This window comes from Phycisphaeraceae bacterium, from assembly GCA_019454185.1.
Lineage (GTDB): Bacteria > Planctomycetota > Phycisphaerae > Phycisphaerales > UBA1924 > JAHBWV01.
In genome coordinates this window covers 2,797,893-2,817,430 of the sequence record CP075368.1, presented here as the reverse complement: position 1 = coordinate 2,817,430, position 19,538 = coordinate 2,797,893, and the positions used below count along the sequence as shown (strand labels likewise).

19 protein-coding genes are annotated in these 19,538 nt (G+C 66.4%); 3 read left to right on the top strand and 16 right to left on the bottom strand.

Features of this window, described 5'->3' with window-relative positions; translation table 11 throughout:
* Nucleotides 1-17 precede the first annotated feature (17 nt).
* The 8 genes from KF838_11990 to KF838_11955 form a co-directional block, all read right to left on the bottom strand.
* Nucleotides 18-293 carry an HPr family phosphocarrier protein gene (locus KF838_11990; protein QYK47498.1) on the bottom strand — a complete coding sequence of 92 codons (276 nt, stop codon included), beginning with the start codon at nucleotides 291-293 and terminating at the stop codon, nucleotides 18-20.
* 55 nt (nucleotides 294-348) lie between these two features.
* Nucleotides 349-825: a PTS sugar transporter subunit IIA gene (locus KF838_11985; GenBank protein QYK47497.1), complete on the bottom strand. Its 477-nt coding sequence runs from the start codon at nucleotides 823-825 to the stop codon at nucleotides 349-351.
* A gap of 33 nt (nucleotides 826-858) precedes the next feature.
* Complete coding sequence (raiA, locus tag KF838_11980) at nucleotides 859-1,167, bottom strand: ribosome-associated translation inhibitor RaiA (protein ID QYK47496.1); 309 nt, start codon at nucleotides 1,165-1,167, stop codon at nucleotides 859-861.
* A gap of 123 nt (nucleotides 1,168-1,290) precedes the next feature.
* Nucleotides 1,291-2,145 (bottom strand): DUF502 domain-containing protein, encoded by an 855-nt coding sequence (locus tag KF838_11975; protein ID QYK47495.1) that lies wholly within the window; start codon nucleotides 2,143-2,145, stop codon nucleotides 1,291-1,293.
* Nucleotides 2,146-2,235: 90 nt separating this feature from the next.
* A complete protein-coding gene (locus KF838_11970; GenBank protein ID QYK47494.1) occupies nucleotides 2,236-2,982 on the bottom strand; it encodes a hypothetical protein in 747 nt (248 codons plus the stop codon).
* 190 nt (nucleotides 2,983-3,172) lie between these two features.
* Nucleotides 3,173-3,577, bottom strand: coding sequence for an STAS domain-containing protein (locus tag KF838_11965; GenBank protein QYK47493.1), 405 nt, complete (start codon nucleotides 3,575-3,577; stop codon nucleotides 3,173-3,175).
* A 181-nt stretch (nucleotides 3,578-3,758) separates the two neighbouring features.
* Nucleotides 3,759-4,262: a manganese-binding transcriptional regulator MntR gene (mntR, locus tag KF838_11960; protein QYK47492.1), complete on the bottom strand. Its 504-nt coding sequence runs from the start codon at nucleotides 4,260-4,262 to the stop codon at nucleotides 3,759-3,761.
* 11 nt (nucleotides 4,263-4,273) lie between these two features.
* Entirely contained in the window at nucleotides 4,274-4,600 is a 327-nt protein-coding gene (locus KF838_11955; GenBank protein ID QYK47491.1) for a DUF167 domain-containing protein, read from the bottom strand.
* A gap of 194 nt (nucleotides 4,601-4,794) precedes the next feature.
* On the opposite strand from KF838_11955, the gene KF838_11950 reads away from it, so the two are divergent.
* A complete protein-coding gene (locus KF838_11950; GenBank protein QYK47490.1) occupies nucleotides 4,795-6,456 on the top strand; it encodes a hypothetical protein in 1,662 nt (553 codons plus the stop codon).
* 40 nt (nucleotides 6,457-6,496) lie between these two features.
* On the opposite strand, the gene KF838_11945 is transcribed toward KF838_11950, so the two are convergent.
* The 3 genes from KF838_11945 to KF838_11935 all read right to left on the bottom strand — a co-directional run bounded on the left by KF838_11945 (nucleotide 6,497) and on the right by KF838_11935 (nucleotide 12,052).
* Nucleotides 6,497-7,405 (bottom strand): site-specific DNA-methyltransferase, encoded by a 909-nt coding sequence (locus tag KF838_11945; protein QYK47489.1) that lies wholly within the window; start codon nucleotides 7,403-7,405, stop codon nucleotides 6,497-6,499.
* Between the two features lie 127 nt (nucleotides 7,406-7,532).
* Nucleotides 7,533-8,294: an acylneuraminate cytidylyltransferase family protein gene (locus tag KF838_11940; protein QYK47488.1), complete on the bottom strand. Its 762-nt coding sequence runs from the start codon at nucleotides 8,292-8,294 to the stop codon at nucleotides 7,533-7,535.
* The gene (locus KF838_11935; protein ID QYK47487.1) at nucleotides 8,291-12,052 is read right to left on the bottom strand and encodes a DUF115 domain-containing protein; all 3,762 of its coding nucleotides are present in this window, start codon (nucleotides 12,050-12,052) and stop codon (nucleotides 8,291-8,293) included. The genes KF838_11940 and KF838_11935 overlap by 4 nt, the downstream gene beginning before the upstream one ends.
* Before the next feature lie 184 nt (nucleotides 12,053-12,236).
* On the opposite strand from KF838_11935, the gene KF838_11930 reads away from it, so the two are divergent.
* Entirely contained in the window at nucleotides 12,237-12,899 is a 663-nt protein-coding gene (locus KF838_11930) for a hypothetical protein (protein QYK47486.1), read from the top strand.
* A 200-nt stretch (nucleotides 12,900-13,099) separates the two neighbouring features.
* Here the strand turns inward: KF838_11930 and KF838_11925 are convergent, their stop codons facing one another.
* From KF838_11925 to KF838_11910, 4 genes are all read right to left on the bottom strand, one after another.
* Complete coding sequence (locus KF838_11925; protein QYK47485.1) at nucleotides 13,100-13,978, bottom strand: alpha/beta fold hydrolase; 879 nt, start codon at nucleotides 13,976-13,978, stop codon at nucleotides 13,100-13,102.
* 7 nt (nucleotides 13,979-13,985) lie between these two features.
* Complete coding sequence (locus KF838_11920) at nucleotides 13,986-15,704, bottom strand: glycine--tRNA ligase (GenBank protein ID QYK47484.1); 1,719 nt, start codon at nucleotides 15,702-15,704, stop codon at nucleotides 13,986-13,988.
* A 380-nt stretch (nucleotides 15,705-16,084) separates the two neighbouring features.
* Complete coding sequence (locus KF838_11915) at nucleotides 16,085-16,768, bottom strand: hypothetical protein (GenBank protein ID QYK47483.1); 684 nt, start codon at nucleotides 16,766-16,768, stop codon at nucleotides 16,085-16,087.
* 76 nt (nucleotides 16,769-16,844) lie between these two features.
* Complete coding sequence (locus tag KF838_11910; protein QYK47482.1) at nucleotides 16,845-17,666, bottom strand: SUMF1/EgtB/PvdO family nonheme iron enzyme; 822 nt, start codon at nucleotides 17,664-17,666, stop codon at nucleotides 16,845-16,847.
* On the opposite strand from KF838_11910, the gene KF838_11905 reads away from it, so the two are divergent.
* Nucleotides 17,665-18,831 carry an FAD:protein FMN transferase gene (locus tag KF838_11905; GenBank protein ID QYK47481.1) on the top strand — a complete coding sequence of 389 codons (1,167 nt, stop codon included), beginning with the start codon at nucleotides 17,665-17,667 and terminating at the stop codon, nucleotides 18,829-18,831. The two genes, KF838_11910 and KF838_11905, sit on opposite strands and share 2 nt — an antisense overlap.
* Before the next feature lie 8 nt (nucleotides 18,832-18,839).
* Here KF838_11905 and KF838_11900 read toward each other — a convergent pair whose 3' ends face one another.
* The gene (locus tag KF838_11900) at nucleotides 18,840-19,520 is read right to left on the bottom strand and encodes an MBL fold metallo-hydrolase (GenBank protein ID QYK47480.1); all 681 of its coding nucleotides are present in this window, start codon (nucleotides 19,518-19,520) and stop codon (nucleotides 18,840-18,842) included.
* Nucleotides 19,521-19,538: the final 18 nt, after the last annotated feature.

Below are 19,538 nucleotides of genomic sequence, written 5' to 3'. Positions count from 1 at the left end.
GGATGCGGGGCGAGGGGTTATTCCTCGTCGAATCCGCGGGCGACGAGTTCGTTGAGGGCGTCGAGGGCTTTGTCGGCGTCGTCGCCTTCGGCGGTGATATCGAGGGTTGTGCCCTGCGTGGCGGCGAGCATCATCATCTGCATGATGGACTTGCCATCGACTTCTGTGTCTTCTCGTCTGACGGTGATGGCCGACTTGAAGGTCGAGGCGAGGTCAACGAATGCCATGGCGGGCCGGGCGTGGAGCCCGAGCCGATTGACGATGGTCACCGCGATGGTCCGTCGTTCGGACACGGCGTGTGGGCTCCGGAGTGGGGGGCGTGGTGTTGGGGCGTGGTGTTGGGAGGGATCAGCCGGGGAAGCCCTGTGCGTCGGCCTCGTCGATGAGGGTGAGGACTTCGGGGACGGTGGAGGCCTGTCGGAGGAATCTTCGGAAGCGTTCCTGGGAGAGGTTCTTGAAGATGACTTCCATGGCGAGGAGGTGCTCTTCGGGTCTGTCCTCGGGTGAGAGGAGGAGGAAGACGGAGTAGACGGGCTGTCTGTCGAGTGCGTTGAAATCGACGCCTCTGGCGGAGAGTCCGATGGTGGCGCACATCTTGGAGATGGCTTTGTGCTTGACGTGCGGAACGGCGACGCCCTTTCCGAAGCCGGTGGAGCCCTTTTTCTCGCGTTCGAGGATGGCGCGGACGAGTTCGTCGCGCATGGCGGGCTTGGCGACGTTGGCGGCGATGATGGCGTCGACCATCTCTCCGATTACGTCGTCGCGTTCAACGGAGTTGAGGTTTGCGATCACCGCGTCACGGACGATGATGTCATTGAGCTTCATGCCTTCGTCGCTCCTGGCCGGTGCGGCACGGGTTCAGCGGTTGCCTTCGCGCAGCCGGTTCTTGTACTCGGTGACCTGACGCGCGGCCTTCTGCGCCACCTGGTCGATGGCGGCGTAGACGTCTTCGTGCTTCGCGTGGCAGACGAAGGGGTCGTGTTTGGGGACCTTTGAGACGATCTCGGCGTCGTACTCGCCCTTGTGGTGGTGGTCGGCCTTGGTGATGGTGACGATCGTTGAGGAGACGCCGTCGAAGAACTTTCCGATGTGCTCGACCTTTGATTCCGCGTAGGTGCGGATCGCGTCGGTGATATCCAGACCCCGCCCGATGACCTCGATGCGCATGGACGCTCCTTGCTGTTCAACATCCGTCCCGGGCGAATCCCGGAGAGGAAGAATCGTCTTCACGCGATGATAAGCAACGCACGCGGCCGGGTCAGGTGCGCGGGAGTCATTGATCGGTGCCCGTCAGGGCTGCGAAGGGGAGGGAGTTTGGGGCGTCTGGGAGGCGGGGTGGGTTCGGTCGAGCGCGGAGAGGGGCTTGTTCTGTCCTTCGGGGGTGAGGACGCCGGCGGTGATGATGAAGCGGAGTGCTTCGTCGATGGAGAGGGGGAGGTCTTTGACTTCTTCGGCGCGGACGTTGACGACGAAGCCGGTGAAGGGCGTCGGGGTCGTGGGGACGAAGACGGAGACCATGGCGCCGCCACCGGCCTCGCGAGCGGCCTGGATGGAGTTGCCTGTGACGAAGCCCATGGTCCATGCCTCGCGTCTTGGCCACTCGACGAGGACGACGCGGTTGAAGGCCATGGCCTTGTCGCCGATGATGAGATCGACGACTTGTTTGACGTGCGGGTAGACCTGTTTGAAGCCGGGGATTCGGGCGATGAGGGCTTCGATTCTTGTGTAGACCTGTCGTCCGAAGAAACCTCCGAGGAGGACGCCGGCGAGGTAGACGAGCCCCATGGCGACGAAGAGGCCGATGCCGCCGAGCCAGGGGTTTTCGTTCCAGCGTGCGCGGAAGTGTTCGAGTGATTGCTTTTTGTTTCCTTTGACGAACCAGCCGCGGTCCGGGATGGCTTTCTCGGTGTCGGTGGCGGGCTTCCCTCGGACGTATTCGGGGAGCGCGTCGGGGCCGGCGATGACGGGGGCGACTTCGACGTAGACCCACTGGACGCCTCGGTTGATGGGGCTTGCGACGGTTTTGAGGAGGAAGCTGAAGGCCTGCCAGAGGAGCCAGAGCGTGACGATGGAGGGCAGGAGGATGCCGAGCCCTCTGAAGAAGAAGCGTTTGAAATCGGTGTTGAAGGACTCTCGCTTGGCCATGTCACATCCGTTTGGCGCCGGCGCGTGTTTGGTGCGCGGCGTCTGTTTGCCTGCTTGTGGTGAGCGGGCGATTGTACGGATGGTCGGGGATCAGGCGGCTTTTCGTGCGGCGCGCTTGCTGTTTGATTTATAGACGCCGAGCGCGGGGTGGAGGTGTTCGGCGATGACGCCGGATGCGAAGATGCGTTGCCCTTGGGAGAGTTCGAGTGGGAGAACGGTGGTGTGCGCGGGCGCGGTGTCGGCGGCTCTGCCCAACGGGCCGGCGCGGGTGCCGGCTCTGGCGAGGTCTTCGGGTGTGGGATCGAGTCCGGCGAAGCGGGCGACGCGCTCGGCGACGGCCCAGGGATCGACATTGATCTCGGAGGCGTGGATGAGGAGGAAGTCGGCGTAGGACTCCTGGGCGCGGAGGATCGCGGACATGAAGTCGATGCAGGCGCGGAGCCCGAGGCGGCACTCGGGCGTGAGTGGGCCTGCGCCGGGGGGCCTGGCGCAGAGGAGGTCGTCGAGGGAGCAGCCCGTGGAGCGGCGTTCGATGCGGAGGCGGCGGTAGTTTGTGGTGATGGCGTCGCTGGGATCGGCGGCGAGGAGGGCGACGCGATGGTGGACGAGGGAGGCGGCGACTTCGGCGGGCGTGCTCATGCCGCGTTCGGGGGAGAGCCCTTCGAGCCAGCGCGGTGATTGCGGGGTGGGTGTGGTGATGGAGAGGTGGATGGAATCGACGAGTGCTCGGAGGCGGGGGAGGCCGCACCCGTTGAAGGCGACGATGCAGACGGGGTGTGCATCGTCGCGGTTGGCGGCGTGGGGCTTGGTGCTGGATGAGGGACGCGGTGTTGGCATGTCCGGCTCCGGGTCGCGAGCGCGGGGTGCGTGCGCGACGTGTGCGGTGGCGAACATGGCTATCGGAACTCGGCTCGGGGCGCGTGAGCGTCGGTGAGAGATTAGATGGGTGGGTCTCCTTTCGGGGTTTGGATGCGCTGAAACTGCGCGTTGTGGAGGCGGTGCTGGGCGTGCGCGGGATGGGGCGGATTCAGGCGGCGCGTGATCGGAGCGAGTCGCCCATGAGGATGCTGGCGGCGTGTCCTGCGTCGGCGGCGACGGGTATGCAGGCGTCAAGACGGGTGAGTTTCATGATGCGTTTGACCTCGTCGGGGAGGCCGAAGACGACGAGTGATCCGGCGTTGTGTCGGCAGCGTGTGTGGAGATCGACGAGCATGTTGAGGCATGCGGAGGAGAGGTGCTCGACGCGTTCGAAGGAGACGGCGAGGAGCCAGCCGGCGCGTCGTGCGGCATCGCTGAGTTCATCGGAGAGGAGGACGGCTTGTCGTTCGCGGACGGCGGGGCAGAGGACGCCGACGACCGCGATGGGGAAGACCGACTGCACCTCGATGAGCGGGCCTCGGTGCGAGTCGGATGCGAGAAGATCGAATTCCATACGTGGGCTCTCCCGGCTGCGGCGGCTGATGCGGGTGACGCCCCCGATGCAACCGACGCACGGGGAGAGATGCGATCAAAGGGTGGTGTTTGCCACTCGCGTCGCGGGTGGGGCGAGGTTTGCGCTTCACACCGAGCAGGATGCTCTGGTTGTGCGGGTTGGGGGCACGTACATGATGCGATCAGGGGCGGGGCTTGCGGACCTGCGCCGGGCGAGGGGTGCGGGGGGGGCGGGGGTGCGGGTTATCGGCGAGTGTGCGAGTCAGGCGTGTCATGGCCTTGATGGTGGCATCGCTGACGTGGTGCTCGATTCCCTCGGCATCGACCTCGGCCTGGGAGCGGGGGACACCGATCGCGATGAGGAAGGCGAGCACGGCGTCGTGGCGGGTGCGGGCGCGTTCGGCGAGGAGGAGGCCTTGGGGCGTGAGGGTGATGGGCTTGTATGGGGCGGTCTGGACGAGGCCTTTTTTGACGAGTCTGGTGACGATGCGGGAGACGGTGACATGGCTGACGCCCATCATGCGCGAGAGGTCGCTGACGCGGGCTTCGCCTCGTGAGCGCAGGATATCGGCGATGGCTTCGACGTAGTCCTCGGCGGTTTCGTCTTCGTGCGCGGCGCGTGTGTCCTTGAAGCGGTCGGGCGTTTGGCCTCGGCTGCGCGCGTCGGGCCTTTGTGTGTGCTTCATGCCGGGCTCCTTCATGCGATGCCGAGCGCTTGCCGGATCGTTGCGGGTGAAACGCCCTCGATGCGCAGGACTTTTTCCGGTGAGCGTGCTCCGGAGTGGAGCGTGACCTGTGATTCTCTGGCGTTGAGGGTGCGGGCGATGAGGGCGCAGATGGCGCGGTTGGCGCGCCCGTCTTCGGCGGCCTGTGCGACGCGGACTTTGAGCCGGTCTCCGAGCGGGCCTGCGATGGCGTCGCGCTTGGCGCCGGGGACGGCCTTGATGCGCAGCAGGACCGCGTCGCTCGGGTCGAGCGAGAGGACTGGGTTGGTCGGTGAGGGGGTGCTTTCTGAGGTGTTCATACGAACATGAACCAGATCTTGGGGGTGGTTTTCGGACATTTGTGATCCGGGCGGGGCGTGTGAGACGTAGATTACGTGAGAGGGGCGATGCGGGGAAATCCGGGCACAACCGACGGGCTCGGAGTGCCGAAACGAGTCGTAGGGCAAGCTTCGAGAGGGTTGCGCTTCCGGCGTTTGCGCGGCCGAGGAGAGAGATGATGCGGTCAGATGAGCGTACAGGATTGGTGGGGGGTGTTGTGCGGGCGATCGGTTTGATCGTGGGGGTGTCTGTTGTCGGTGGGATTGTCGCGAGGAGTGCGGAGGCGCAGCCCCAGTTGGTGGAGGGGCAGGTGCTGGTGGTGTATGACTCGCGGCTTCCGGACAGTCTGCTTGTGGCGGAGCATTACGCGGGATCGGCGAAGGTGGCGGGTGGTGTGGGTGGCGTGGCGGGTTCGCGTCCGGGCGTGCACGTGTTCGATCTTGCGACCGGTGGCGCGGCGGTGACGGCTCCGGGGACGACGACGTATCCGAACTTCATCACGAGGATTCGCACGCCCCTTCGGAATCATCTGGAGGCCTCGGGGCTGACGCACGAGATTCGCTGCATCGTGACGACGAAGGGCTTGCCCCATCGGGTGCGAGACACGGACAACGCCAACAGCGGCGACAGCCCGACGCAGACGGACAACGAGCACATGAATCGCGACGCGACGAACGCCTCGATGGAGGCGGAGTTGGCGTTGCTGTGGCAGGATCTGACGGCTGGAGAGATGGGCGGCGCGGCGGATTCGTTTGCGGACGGGATGATTGTGAATCCGTACTGGGGGCGGTCTGAGCCGATCTCGGCGTGGCCGACGACGCACATCACGAGCCCGAAGGCGTTTGTCGGTGCGTATGTGCCGGGCCGGTTCTGGTGGACGACGACGGCGGATCCTGCGGGGCGGCTGTCGCCGGGGGACATCTATCTTGTGTGCCGCCTGGATGGGAACACGGTGGATGACGTGCGTGCGTTGATCGATCGTTCGCGGCACATTGTTGTGGACATGCGTTCGGTTGTTGTGGTGCTTGATGAGTCGAACAGCGACGGTGTGCAGACGCCGACGCCCCCTCCGAGCAGCGAGTTCGACAACATGCACGGGATCCCGGAGGTGAACGCGGGGGATGACTACGAGTTGTGCCGCGACACGCTGCTGGCGGATGGTCGGATTCTGCCTGCGAACGTGCGTTACGACGCGCTCGCGGACGCGGCGAACTTCATGGTGGGCCCGCGGATCTCTTACGGCGGTCAGGGGATCGTGGTGACGGAGCCGGTGCTGCTGCTGGCGCATTACGGGGCGAACCATCACGGGACGAAGCCGGGTGGGAATGGTGCGAATCCGCTGGCGTCGTCGAGTTATGCCGAGTCGTTCCACTATTCGCCGGGCGCGATCATGAACACCATGGAGTCGTTCAATGCGCGTGCGTTCGGCGGGTTGACGACGTCGTTCAATCAGGAGCAGATCGCGGACTTCATCGCGGCGGGCGGGACGTTCGGGCTGGGGAACGTGTACGAGCCGTTTGCGTACACGGTGCCGGACACGATCTTCGTGGTTCGGAATTTCATTCTCGGGAACCTGACGTGGGCCGAGGCGGCGCACACGTCGATTCCGTTTTTGTCGTGGGCGCAGATCGTGATCGGGGATCCGCTGGCGCGGATCGTGCGTTCGACGGAGGATATCAACGGGGACGGGGTGGTTGATGCCGAGGATCTGTGGGCGTGGGAGCAGTCGCCGACGGACATCAACAACGACGGCGTTGCGGACGCGGCGGACAAGCGGTTGCTTGAGGGCACCGTGCGCGCGTTCGAGCGCGTGGACATGACGAACAGGCGTCGTTGAGCTGGCGGTCTGTGGGTGTGGTGTGGGTGTGGGGGGTGTGTCAGGTTGTGGGAGTGGGCGCGGGGCGTCGTTTGGGGAAGATGGCGGTGCTCATGCCGCGGACGCCGCCGGTGCGGACCATGCCCTCGCCGATGCGTGTGAACGCGCTCTTTGCGTTTGCGGGTGAGTATTCGAAGCCGATGAAGCGTCTTCCGAGGGCGTGGGCGACGACGCCGGTGGTTCCGGATCCGAGGAAGGGATCGAGGACGAGGTCGCCGGGGTTTGAGGTGCTGCGGATGACGCGTTCGAGGTAGACCTCGGGGAGTTGGTTGTCGTGGTTGGGGCGTCGTTCTTTGTTGTTGCCCTGGATGCGTCCCCAATACTGGCCGTACCAGACATCCATGGGGACGCGCATGCCGGGGGCGAGTCCGTCTTTCTTGTTCATGGTGCGTGCATCGCCGTAGATGGCGGCGCGGTCGGAGAGTTCGAGGATCTCGTCGGGGTTCCAGGTGTTGATACCGGCTTTGGTGAAGTAGAGGGCGTGGACCTTTGAGTTGATGAAGCGGCCGGTGGTGTTCTGGCCGAAGCGGTAGTGCCAGATGCACCAGTTGACCATGGAGAGGCGGCGGGATTTGAGGTGTACGACGATCTCGGCGGCCCAGTCGTCGGGGATGTTGACCCACATGCTGCCGCCGGGGCGGAGGGCGTCGATGCAGCCGTCGAGCCAGGCGTAGGTGAAGTCGAGGTATTCCTTGTCGGACATGGAGCGGTCGTCCCAAGTTTTGCCGGTTTTCTCGCGGTCGTAGTCGCGGCTCCAGTTGAAGGGCGGGTCGGCGAAGACGAGATCGACCTTGCCTGAGATGCACTCAGGGATGGAGCGGAGGAGCGTGCGCGAGTCGCCGACATAGACGCGGCACTCGGGGTCATTGCGCGTGTAGGTGGGGTTTGGGGGCGTGATGGGGTGGGCCATAGAGACAATGTAGGGCCCCAGCGGGAGGGAGCGCACATTGCTGGGCTGTGGTGCGATTCGTCTGCCCGAGGGCGCGGCGGGAGACAGGGTGGCTCCGCTTTGCAGCTTGGCGCTGTTGTGAGCTGGCTCAGGTTGATCGGAGGAGGGCGTCGGCGACGAGGAGGTCGGTGGGTGAGTCGATGTCGATGACCGCGCCCTCGGGGTTGGTGATGGCGCGTCGGTCGGCGCCGAAGAAGGCGTGGGGGCCGGGCGGGACGTCGGGGATGGCGAGCATGAGGGCGCGGAGGGTGAGGGCGATGACGCCTCCATCGGGGATGTAGGCGGGTGGGAGGTCTTGTCTTCGGAAGACGTTGTGGTTGAGGGTGTCGCCTTCCCAGGGGCGGAGGGTGCCTGAGGTTTCGTCGATGCGTGCGGTCCACCAGGGGTGGTGCTTGCCGACGGGGGCGTAGGACTGGACGGAGTCGCAGCGCGTGGAGAGGAGGCGAGTGAGGGCGCGGTCGGTGAGGTCGCCCGGCCGGACGGGGACGTTGGCGTAGAGGATGACGAGGGGTGTGGAGGGCGTGATGGTGTTGGTGCGGAGGAGGTGCTCGGCGGCGTGGCGTGCGGCGGCGTCGATGGTGGCGTGGTCGGTTGCGAGTTCGGCGGGGCGCGGGATGGGGGTCGCGCCGAGGGCGCCGGCGAGGTCGAGGAGCTCGGGGCTGTCGGAGGAGAGGGCGACGGTGGAGACTGAGCGAGAGCGAAGGGCGTGCTCGATGGTCCACTGGGCGCAGGGCTTGCCGGCGACGGGGGCGAGGTTTTTGCCGGGCACACCCTTGCTGCCGGCGCGCCCGAGGATGATGGCGGCGGCCCCTGTGCGAGCCGGTGCGGATGGGTCGGGGGCGTTGCTCATGCGGCGAGGAGGGTTCGCGTGGATGGCGCGTCGGCGGGGAGGTGTTCCTGGCGCAGACGCCAGAGCGAGCGGAAGAGATCGGTGAGCGGGGCGCAGGTGAGCCCGAGGGTGTCGGCGGCGCGCTTGGTCTGGACGATGCCGACGACGTGGCGTGCGCCGTGCTCGTGTCCGTCGAAGGGGACGCGCCCGTCGGAGAGGATCGTCATGTGCTTGCGTGCGAAGCGTCGCTGGACATGGATGGGGAGCGGGAGCGGTGCGATGCGCGAGCCCGCGACGGCTCTTGGGAGCGGATCGATGACGCACGCGCCCGCGACGGTGAGCCAGCGGTCGTAGAAGGGCTCGATCTCGGCGAGGGACTCGTCGCAGCGGGTGATGCGCGGGACGATCCAGCACGGGGGGAGCGCGCCGGGGGCGGGGAGCGCTCGGACGGACTCGATGAGCGAGGTGAGGTTGGACTCGGCACGCTCGTACTGATCGACGCCCATGATGGTGCGATAGGTCTGGCGCGTGGCGGCCATGAGGTCGACGCTGATCACGCCCGCGCCGGAATCGACGAGGTCGTGGGCTTCTTCGGTGGAGCAGAGGAGATCGGTCCTGACGTGCAGGGCGCGGCATCCGGCGGTGCGGGCGGCGCGGATGATCTCTCGCCAGGCGTGGTGGCGGAGCGGATCGCCGATTCCTGCGAGTGAGATGGCGATCGCGGGATTGGCGCGGAGGGCGGACTCGATGATCTCGGCGGCGCGTTCGGGTTCGATGGGCGGGCGTTCGGCGACGTCTTCGCGCCCTCGTGTCCAGAGCCCGCGGATGCCGGAGGTCATGCGTCCGGTGCAGAGTTCGAGCGTGAGGTGCTGGGGCGCGGCGGGTGAGGCGGTGAGGCGATCGGCGAGTGCATGGACGATCTCGGAGGTCGGGGCGTGGCGTGCGTTGTCGGCGTAGGAGGCGAGGACCGGGGCGAGGGCGGCGCGGCTGCCGGGAAGGTCCATGATGGCGCGGCCGTTGAGGTCCCGGTAGCCGGGATCGACTGGGACGCAGCAGATCTTGGCGATGGGATCGGATTGCGGACCGATCGGGATGTAGCCGAGGGAGGCGCCGATGGTTGCGAGCCATTGCGCGGAGTCCTGCGAGACGGCGAACTCGTCGAGCATGGAGCGGGCGATGAGGCAGGGGGCGAGCCCGGGGGCGGCCTGTGTGAATGTGACGCGTGTGCCGGAGGGGTGTTCGGCGTGGCGTTCGACGATCGCATCGCAGAGCGCGGGATCGACTGCGCACCAATCGGGGCCGAGGAGGAGTGCGGCGTCGGCGTCTTGTGCCGCACGGGCCATGGGCTTTGCGAGGAGGAGTTCGTCGTAGATGGTGAGCCCGGCGATGGAGCCGCGCCAACTGGAGGGGGCGAAGAGGCGGGCTTGTGCGACGGCGTCGCGTCTGGCGTCGAGGTGCTGGCGGTCGATGTGCTCGATGCGGATGCGGAGGGGTCGGAGGGCGTTCTCATCGCCGAGGAGTTCGCGGACGCGATCGGGCTCGGGCGTGAGGAGGACGGCATCGCGGATGTGGGCCGTCGAGGCGAGGCGTGCGAGGGTGAGTTGCAGGGCGTTCATGCGGCCGGCGACGGGATCGGCGAGGCGTCTTGCGATGCCGAGCGAGCCGCGGTCGGGATCGACGGGGAGGAGTGCGACGACGCGGTGGGTGCGGCGGCGGACGGCGGCGGCATCGAGAGTGAGCGAAGGATCTTCGGGTGCGACATCGCGTGTGAGTTTGCGGGCGCCCGAGAGTGCTTCGAGGGCGTGGTCGAGGAGGCGCAGCGCGGTTGAGGCGGACTCTCGTATGCGTGAGACGTTGTCGATGTCGCGCTCGATCTGGCGTTTCTGGCGTTCGATGGGGGAGAGCGTGGTGTCGAGGGCGATGGCGCGATCGGCCTTGAAGCGGTTGAGCGCGCCGACCTGGTTGACGTGCTGGACGATCGTGAAGCCGATGGGTTGGGCGTTGACCTTGGCGGTGATGGGTTCGATGCGTCGGATGAGATCGTTGACCTTGCGCTCGTCGGGGTAGGCGCGCTGCATGCGCTTGAGAAGGTCGAGCGCGTCGGCGGAGAGGCGGGCGACCTGTGAGACCTCCTGGCGCGCGACACGGAAGCGGGCTCGGGCCTCGGCGATGCGATCGCGCGCGGCGGGCGAGTGGCGCCCGGAGGTGGGCGTGGAGAGATCGAGCGGGGGGGTGAGTGGGGGGGTGAGTGGAGAGGTGGGTGGGGGGGTGGGGGGGGCGTGTCTGTCGAGCGCGTCGGCGAGGGTGATCGCGGTGGTGTTGCGTTTGGCGACGCCTCCTTCGGTGGCGTCGATGGTGCGCAGGCCTTGTTCGGCGTCGGCACCGAACATCTGCTCGAACTGCACGAGATATGCCGCCATCTGCTCGTCGGTGTAGATGGGGCGTCCGTGTGTGTCTTCGAGTCGCCGGAGGAGTCGTCGGGATCTGGCGATGCGTTCCCACTCGAACATCTCGAGCGTGCGGAAGGGATTGAGCTCGGGTCCCCAGGTGGAGTGGATGGCGGCGCCTGCGGCGTAGTACTGGCCGTCGGTGAAGCCGAGGTCTTGCCCGACCATGATGACGGGATCGCAGCCGAGGTGGCGAGCGAGCGAGTAGGCGAGGTGTGCGACGGTAGCGCCGGCGGGGAGTTTGCCCTTTTTGTCGGCGATGCCTCCGACGATCTCTTCGAGCCATTCGTCCTCGCAGCAGCGGATCGCGCCGGGGAAGGACTCGAGGATGGCGGGGTTGGCGCGGGGCTCGACGACGAGTGTGACGCCAGCGACCTGTTCGGCGGTGAGGCCCTCGTAGAAGCGGCGGCTGATCTCGTGGTGGTCGAGGGCGGTGACGAAGTGGGGGCGGATGCCTCGGGCGAGGAGCTGTTTGAGGACGGTCTGCACGGCGATGATGACGACGCGGTCGCGGACGCCGGGGCGTGCGAGGAGGTCGATGTTTCGTTCGAGGGAGGGGCCGGCGGAGACGACGACGGCGGCGCGTCCACGGGCGATGCCGGCGAGATCGGCGATTCCGGGGGTGGAGACGTACCAGTCGGTGTTCATGAGGAGGTTTCGGAGCGTCGCCTCGGACTGGACGAGGGTGGTGAGGACGGTTGTGCGGGCTGCGCGCATGACGCTGGTGAAGAGGGTGGAGAAGGCGTCGAGCGCGCCCGAGCAGCGGGCGCGGGAGGCGGGGTGCTCGAGCAGGGCGGTGCCGAGTACGAAGACGCCCTCGCTTCCTTTGACGGCCTCGCTGATGGAGGCCGAGTCGCCGTGGTCGGTGAGGAAGCCGACGTTGCAGGCGCGGATCCACTCGCTGTGGTCGATGCGTTCGAGCACGGCGCGGAGGAGGGGCACATCGGGCTCGAAGCAGAGGAGCACGCCGGAGCGGGCGATTCCGCGGGCGACGCGCTCGACGTGGTGGCCGAGGCCGAATCCGAGGGCGACGACGCCGGGCGTTGATGCGACATCGATCGATTCGGCGATGTGCCGGGCTTCTTCGAGGGGGCGGCGCGGGCTGGCGAGGGAGCGTGGGCCGCGCGGACCGGGGAGTGATGCGGTGAGTGCGCCGTCGGGTGCGAGGGTGAAGTCGATGTCCTGGCGCGCGGGGGTCTGGCGGACGCGATCGGCGACCTTCGGTGAGGCGATCGCGATCGCGCGGAGGTTGCGTTCGAGGGTCTCGGCGGAGGGACGCGCTGCGGCGTCTCTGGATGCGGTTGGTGTGTGAGCGCGGTGCGCGGTGTTCATCTCGCCTCTTCCATCCTGAGTGCCCGAGCGTGCATGCCGTTCGCGTGGGCGCGTTCGTGCGGGTTTCGATAGGTCTGAGCCGGTTCAGATCGGCCGGGCGGGGGCGGGGGCTGCAAAGATCGGGTGTCGAACCGGGTGGTGTCGGGCATCGAAGGGTGGGTGTGCGGGGCGAGGAGCGTGTGTGATGGATCATGTGATAGCGGCAGCGCACGCGGCGATGGTGGCGACGGGGTTGCCGGCTTCGATCGGGGGGCGGGTTGCGCCGTTGCCCGATGCGCCCGCGCTTGAGGTTGCGCTTTTTGAGTCGCCGCTGGCGGTGGTCTTTGCGCTGGTGGTGCTCTCGCTGGCGGCGTTCTTTGTGCTGCGATCGCGCGGGGGGGCGGCGTTTGTGGGGGCGGGGGTGGGGCTGGCGCTGGCGGCGGGTGTGTTCGTGGTGAGCGTCATTGTGACGACGCCTCGGGAGCGGATGAGCTCGGGGACGCGGGAGCTTGTGCGTGCGGCGGTGGAGGTTGATGCGGGGGCGCTGCGGGAGCTGCTTGCGCCGGATGCGCGGCTGGTCACGGGGAAGTTCAGGAGCGTGGCGGGGATGGAGTCGGTGGGCCGCGAGCAGATCATCGCGGGTGTGGAGGATGTGGTGGGACGGCGGTACGGCGTGGAGAAGTGGGCGGTGTTGAAGGTTCAGGCGACACGCGACGGGCCGAATGTGGGGCGGACGCAGGTGCAGGTGCGTGTGGAGGCGGGGGGGATGAGTTTCTCGTGGTGGAAGATCGACTGGCGGCTGGAGGATGATGGTGTGTGGCGTGTGGTGGGGATCGAGCCGCTGTTCATCAGTGGGGTGGGGGGGTGAGAATCGAGGCGCAGGGCGTCAAGGTCGGAGAACACGAACGAGATAGAGCACTGGCTGATCCCCCGAGGCAGTCGTTGGCATGGGCGAGACGGGGCGAAGAGAGAGCCGGGGCGACGCTCGTCGCTGCGCGGCCTCGCTTGCCCGGGGCTCCGGCTGGGTCGGCCCGTTGGGCCTCCGGATGAACTGGTGTGTGCGGGGGGTTACTTCATCGAATCCAGGAACCCGTCGATCGCCTTCCAGTACGCGGCCTCATCCACTGGGAAGTCGTTGTGGCCGCCGGGCATTTCGATGAGCGTGCGGGTCGCGGGGGCGTGTGTTGCGTTCGCGCCTCTTTGCGGCGCACGCTTCGCGAGACGGCGCGAGTGTTCAATCGGAATGATTGTGTCGTCGATGCCGTGGAGGAGCAGCACGGGGCCCGTGTACTCACGCAGCACGCGATCGGTGCGGAAGGGGTTCTTCACGAGGAAAGGGGGTACGCCGTAGCCCGCGGCCATGGACGCGATGCTGGTGAACGTTGATTCGAGGATCATCGCGCGGGGCGGCCTCTCCCGCGCGACCTGTGCCGCGACGGCTCCACCGAGCGACCGCCCGTGATAGACGATGCGCGAGGCATCGATCTCCGGGCGATTGAGAAGAAGGTCGATGAACTGCACGGCGTCGGCGACGATTGCTTTCTGTGAGGGCTTGCCGCTGCTTCGGCCATAGCCGCGGTATTCCGGCGTCAGGACCGCCCAGGCGCGTCCGGTGTATCGCTCGCGATACCAATCGAGACCATCGACGCACTCGGCGTTGCCGTGAAAGGCGACTACGAGCGGGAACGGGCCCTCGCCCTGCGGCAGACTGAGGAACGCCTCGACCTCGCCGCCGCGGCCCGGGCTACTCTCGATCGTGATGGCCAGACGCTCTGCGTTGGTGGGCGCACCGGTGGCCTCGGCGAACTCGCGCGGGAAGAGCATTCGATCCTGCATCGAGAAGAGCATGGTGCACCACACTCCGTAGCCGATCAGCCCGAGAGCGAGCAGGCGGGCGAGACAGCGTCTTGCCTGCGTGAAGCCGGCTGCTTTGGTGCGTGCGTCCATGCGGCACTCAGACGCCGAGCTTCTCCGCGAGGAAGTCGCCGACTTTGTCGATCGAGATGCGTGTCTGCGCGCCGGTGTCTCTGTCGCGGCAGGTGACGGTCTGGTCTTTCATGGTGTCGCCATCGATCGTGAAGCAGTACGGGCAGCCGGCTTCGTCCATGCGGGCGTAGCGCTTGCCGATGGACTGTTTCTCGTCCAACTCGATGCCGCCGAGCTTCCAGAAGCGGGCGTTGAGATCGGTCTGCAGCTTCTCCGCGACTTCGGGCATGCCGTCCTTGGCGACGAGGGGGAAGATGGCGGCCTTGATGGGGGCGATGCGGGGGTGGAACTTCATGAACTCCGGGCTTGGGCGGCTCTCGTCGCGGGTGTACGCCTCGCAGATGAGGGCGAGGACGCCCCGGTCGAGTCCGGCGGCGGGCTCGATGCAGTGGGGGATGTAGCGCTCGCCGCGCCGCCCGCCATTGGGCAGCACCTCGCCGCGTTCGGTGTCGTTGTACTCCATCTTGACGCCGGAGTGCTGCTGGTGCTGGGTGAGGTCGTAGCAGCCGCGGTGCGCGATGCCTTCGAGCTCGCCGTAGCCGGGTGCGGTGAAGGGGAAGCGGTACTCGACGTCGGATGTGCCGCTGGAGTAGTGCGAGAGCTCGTCTTTTTCGTGCTCGCGGAGGATGAGGTTCTCGCTGGTGAGGCCGATGGACTGCCACCACTGCATGCGGAAGTCGCGCCAGAACTTGTACCAGGCGACGGACTCGTCGGGGTGGCAGAAGAACTCGAGCTCGGCCTGCTCGAACTCGCGGGAGCGGAAGGTGAAGTTGCGGGGCGTGATCTCGTTGCGAAACGACGTTCCCGTGTTGCCGATGCCGAAGGGGATCTTGACGCGCGTGGTGTCCACCACGTTCTTGAACTGCACAAAGACGCCCTGCGCGGTCTCGGGACGGAGGTAGACCTTATCGTCTTCGGTCGCAGTAGCACCGGTGTAGGTGAAGAACATCAGGTTGAACTGACGCGGCTTGGTCAACGAGCCCTTTTTCTGGCTGTATGGCGATGGAATTTCTTCGTTCTGAAACGTCAACTCGTTCATGGATACAGCACGGACACCGACGGTCAACACCATATCACCCTCTTGAACAATCAAGAGCGCTGTGTTGAAGGACCCCATCTTGCCATCCAGCACGTTGAGTCCAAGGGATTTCTGTGTCTTTCGATCCGTCAAGATCGACTGGAGGGCCTCATCAGCGCTGTTCGCAATAATCGTCTTGTACGGCGGAAAGACTGTTGATGCCCCGTCGTACTGCCGCATGAGTTGTGCCGCGAGTTTCTTCGGCTCAGATTCAGGTCCAAATCTCCCGTCACGGAACACTCCCTGCAGATGATCCGCCCGGAATCTCTGCTTCGTCTCTTTGTCATCCACCATCGGGTCGTTGAAGCCGCCGACGTGGCCGCTGGCTTCCCAGACCTTGGGGTGCTGGATGATGCGTGTCTCGACGGGGACGCAGCGGACGGGTTTGCCGTTGGGGCCGTCCTTGCCCCAGCAGGGGCGCATGATCATGTCCTGCCACCAGGCGTCTCGGAGGTTCTTCTTCATCTGGGCGCCGAGGGGGCCGTAATCCCAGAAGCCGTTGATGCCGCCGTAGATCTCGGAGGCCTGGTAGATGAATCCCCTGCGCTTGCAGAGGGCCATGATGGCGTCCATGGACTTCACTGGGGATGTGGAGGGGGTGTCGGACATGGGTCGGGATCTCCGGGAGTAGGGAGCGGACGGGGAGCAATCATCGGACGGCGGCGTGGGCTGGTCACGCGCGGTATATGGAATGGACGGGGTCGGCGTGTTTGACGCGCGACTGTGGAGAAGCGTGTTTGGATGACAATAGGTACTCGTATGGGAGACGAGGGGAGCGTGTCGGGAAATGTGGATCGGCGCGAGGATTGGGGTTGCCTGAAGCGGGTTTGTCGTGCATTGTCTTGGTCTTGGATTGGGTCTCGGATTTGGTATGGCGGCGTTCGCGTTGGCGGAGCCGCGTGTGACGGGTGTTTCTTCGGATTGAAATGAGAGACGACGCGTGTGCCTTCGCTGGCGCGCGCGTTGTTTCATGTTGTGGGGTTGTGGAATCAGTCTGCGCGTGTGAACTCGCGCCAGACGTCGGTGGCGGAGAGGCGTGAGGCGCGTTCGGTGGCTTCGGCGCGGAGTTGCTCGTAGTTTTTGATCTGCGGCCTTGCGACGAGGCGGGGTTCGCTGCCGGGGTCGAGGCGAGAGAGGCCGAGGGAGCCATCGCCGGAGACGGAGACGACCCAGGTCCCCTCGGAGAGCGCTCTGTAGACGGCCTTGCCGACGGAGGCGCGTGCGCCCTCGTCGCCGGACTTGAGCGAGCCGTCGGCGTTCCACGCGATGGAGGCGATGGCGGGATCGATGACGAGCCCTTCGCCGGGGGCGGTCTTGGCGTCGAAGATGCGTCGGATCCAGAGGCGTCCGTCGATGACGACGAAGTCGACGTAGATCTCTCCCCGTGGGTCGTAGGAGGTCGGGATGAGGCGGGTCTGTCCTTCGACGGTGCGGACGCGGACGGAGAGTGTGTTGTCCTTGACGATGAGTTCGGTGACCGCGCTGCGGCGGACGGCCTCGTTGTAGACATCGACGAGTTGCTGGTAGTCGAGGGCGAGTTCTTCGAGCCGGCGCTCGTAGATTCGGGAGGCGACATCGGCGCGGACGTAGCGGTAGCCGAGCAGCGCGGCGACGGCGCAGACGCCGCCAAACGCTGCGAGCTTGAGCCCTGAGATGATCGCGGTGATCTTCATGGATGAGACTACGTCCGAGCCCGTGTGAGGATCGGGCGTGCGAGCGGATCCGGTGCAGAATCGGTGCGGGTCGGCGTCAGTCTGCTTCGCGGACGATTCGGAAGCCGACGAAGGGGCCGTCGGAGAGCCACCACTTGCTCTTGGGGATCTGCGGGTCGCTGGAGTTCCAGGCGGATGTCTGGGGGGCGCGGTGGGTTGGGGTGAGCAGTTCGGCGGGGTCGCGGTAGCTGCCGCCCTTGGTCACGGGCTTGCCGTCGGCGCCCAAGCACCATTCCTGGACGTTGCCGAGCATGTCATGAAGCCCGAACGCATTGGCTGCCTTGCTCGCGACGGGGTGGGGCTTGCCGTCGGCGTTGTCGGCGAACCACGCCGCTTCTGTCAGTGTTGCGGATGCGGGCTCTGAGCCGCACGCGAGCTCCCACTCCGCCTCCGTCGGCAGGCGATAGGTCTTTCCCGACTTTGCGCTGAGCCACTTGCAGTACATCTGTGCGCTGTGGAACGACATGCTGATGGCGGCGTATCCGTCGTGGCCGAAGCCGCGGTCGGGTGGGAGGTATGGCTTGCTCGGGCGTGTGGTGGCGTCGGAGCCGCTGGTGTCGTTGGGTTCGTCGAGTCGGTAGACGAAGGGATCGAACGCGGGCCAGGTGAGTTCGGTGGCGCTGATGTAGAAGGGCTTGATGCCTTTGGTTTCATCGCCGGGGATGGGGATGAGTGTGATGCTGAGCGCGGCGCCTGGGATCTCTTGCTCGATGGGGGCGAGTTTGGTCGAGGCGGGCGCGGCGGGCGCGGGCTGGGAGGCGTGAGTATGCTGGGCGAGTGAGAGTGGAAGCGCGAGCCCGAGGAGCGAGAGCAGGCGTGCGGATGTTCGAGAGGTCTGAGAGCGTCTGGTGGTGTCCATGGTGTCTGGTCCTGTGAGTTCGACGCGGCTCCTGGGGCTTTGGTTCCCTCGCCGGCTGGGCGTGTTGTTGGGCGTGTTGTTGGGCGTTGCGATGGGGCTGGGGCTGGGGTGTGGTGGCGCGCGGGGGCGCGATGTGGGGGCCGTGCGTGAGGAGCGGCTTGAGCGACACGAGTTTATGAGGGTGCAGATGGGGGTCCAGTCGCGGATCGTGCTGTACGCGGTGGATGCGGCGTCGGCGCGGCGTGGCGCGGCGTCGGCGTTTGATCGCATCGCGGCCCTTGAACAGGCGATGAGCGATTATCGACCCGATTCGGAGGCATCGGTTCTTGCGCGCGCGGGCGCGGGGGTGATGTCGTCGGTGAGTGATGAACTGTTCGATGTGCTGAGCGTGTCTGAGGAGGTGTCGCACGCGACCGATGGGGCGTTCGACGTGACGATCGGGCCGGTTGTGCGGCTGTGGCGTGAGGCGAGAAGAACGGGCGATGCGCCGAGTGTGGAGCGGGTGCGTGAGGCGTGGGGCAGGGTGGGGTTTGCGCGCGTCGAGCTCGATCGCGGATCGCTCGCGGGGGCGCGGCGGGTGAGGATGAGGGCGGATGGGATGGGATTGGATTTCGGGGGGATCGGCAAGGGGTTCGCAGCGCAGCGCGCGGTGGAGCACTTGAAGAAGAGCGGGTTCCCGAGGTGTTTGGTTGCGCTCGCGGGCGATGTTGTGGTCGGTGATGCGCCGCTGGATGCGGAGGGTCGACCGGCGGCGGGGTGGCGGATCGATGTCGAGACGGGGATTGAGGGGCGCGCGGCGCGTTCGCTGGTGCTGCGTGACGCGGCGGTGTCGACTTCCGGGGATTCGGTGCAGTTCTTCGAGATCGGGGGCGTGCGGTACGCGCACATCATCGATGGGCGGCTGTCACGGAGGGCCGAGGGTGTGAGTGTTGAGGACCAGCGGTTCGGTTATCGACGAGGCGTGACGGTTGTGAGCGAGAGGGGGGAGTGGGCCGATGCGCTCGGTACGGCGCTTGCGATTGTCGGCCCGGAGTGGCTGGAGCGGGGCGAGGGTGAGCGGGTTCGATCGCTGCTGGAGCGATTCGGGGGCTCGTGGGCTCTGATCGAGTGGGAGCGGGTCTCGGATGGGGGTGTGGAGTCGGTTGAGGTCGGGGCGAAGAGATAGATGCGATTTCAGAAAGGGCGCTTGGTCGGATTTGTGACGATGTTGTCGCGTCCGAGGATGAGGGTGTCGGCGGTCTCGACGGCTTCGCGGAAGGTCTCGCCGGCCTGATCGATGTTCTCTGCCCAGGGGAGGATCTTGCCCTGCTCGAGGTGCTCGATGGTGGGGATGGAATCGCCGCAGAGGATGGTGGTTGTGCTGGCGGAGGAGAGGAGGAGCCCGCAGAGTCCTGGGGAGACGCCGGGCATGGGGTAGAGATCGACACCGGGCGCGAGCCGGTCGGGCGCGACCTCGCAGCGTCGGAGCATCGCGACTTCGAGGCGGAGGTCTTCGATGCGTTCGGGGTCTTCACGTCCGTGCATCTCGGCGAGGGCCTTGGCGAGGGGGACGCCGACGGTCTCGCGCTCGATCTCACCTATCCACCACTTGGCGCTGGTGAATGCTGGGAGTGCGCGGCGGCACTCGGGGTGGAACGAGGTGAGGAAGACGTGGGTGATGTCGGAGGGCTTGAGCCCCGAGCGCTCGCGCAGGCGCGCGATGAGGGCCTGCTCGGGGAGGCCGGGATCGACGAGGATGGTGTGCCCCTGGGTGCGGATGAGTGTTGTGGTGGCGTGCCCGGTGCGGACGGGCTCGCGCTCGTTCCAGAGCGGGTGAGCGCTGAGCGCACCGATGCTGATGATGCGGACGTCCATGTGCCGGGTCTCCGGTGG

Coding starts and splice junctions, on each gene's coding strand:
- KF838_11985 (QYK47497.1), bottom strand. CDS start 825: ATGAAGCTCAATGACATCATCGTCCGTGACGCGGTGATCGCAAACCTC.
- raiA (QYK47496.1), bottom strand. CDS start 1,167: ATGCGCATCGAGGTCATCGGGCGGGGTCTGGATATCACCGACGCGATC.
- KF838_11975 (QYK47495.1), bottom strand. CDS start 2,145: ATGGCCAAGCGAGAGTCCTTCAACACCGATTTCAAACGCTTCTTCTTC.
- KF838_11970 (QYK47494.1), bottom strand. CDS start 2,982: ATGCCAACACCGCGTCCCTCATCCAGCACCAAGCCCCACGCCGCCAAC.
- KF838_11965 (QYK47493.1), bottom strand. CDS start 3,577: ATGGAATTCGATCTTCTCGCATCCGACTCGCACCGAGGCCCGCTCATC.
- mntR (QYK47492.1), bottom strand. CDS start 4,262: ATGAAGCACACACAAAGGCCCGACGCGCGCAGCCGAGGCCAAACGCCC.
- KF838_11955 (QYK47491.1), bottom strand. CDS start 4,600: ATGAACACCTCAGAAAGCACCCCCTCACCGACCAACCCAGTCCTCTCG.
- KF838_11950 (QYK47490.1), top strand. CDS start 4,795: ATGATGCGGTCAGATGAGCGTACAGGATTGGTGGGGGGTGTTGTGCGG.
- KF838_11945 (QYK47489.1), bottom strand. CDS start 7,405: ATGGCCCACCCCATCACGCCCCCAAACCCCACCTACACGCGCAATGAC.
- KF838_11940 (QYK47488.1), bottom strand. CDS start 8,294: ATGAGCAACGCCCCCGACCCATCCGCACCGGCTCGCACAGGGGCCGCC.
- KF838_11935 (QYK47487.1), bottom strand. CDS start 12,052: ATGAACACCGCGCACCGCGCTCACACACCAACCGCATCCAGAGACGCC.
- KF838_11930 (QYK47486.1), top strand. CDS start 12,237: ATGGATCATGTGATAGCGGCAGCGCACGCGGCGATGGTGGCGACGGGG.
- KF838_11925 (QYK47485.1), bottom strand. CDS start 13,978: ATGGACGCACGCACCAAAGCAGCCGGCTTCACGCAGGCAAGACGCTGT.
- KF838_11920 (QYK47484.1), bottom strand. CDS start 15,704: ATGTCCGACACCCCCTCCACATCCCCAGTGAAGTCCATGGACGCCATC.
- KF838_11915 (QYK47483.1), bottom strand. CDS start 16,768: ATGAAGATCACCGCGATCATCTCAGGGCTCAAGCTCGCAGCGTTTGGC.
- KF838_11905 (QYK47481.1), top strand. CDS start 17,665: ATGGTGTCTGGTCCTGTGAGTTCGACGCGGCTCCTGGGGCTTTGGTTC.
- KF838_11910 (QYK47482.1), bottom strand. CDS start 17,666: ATGGACACCACCAGACGCTCTCAGACCTCTCGAACATCCGCACGCCTG.
- KF838_11900 (QYK47480.1), bottom strand. CDS start 19,520: ATGGACGTCCGCATCATCAGCATCGGTGCGCTCAGCGCTCACCCGCTC.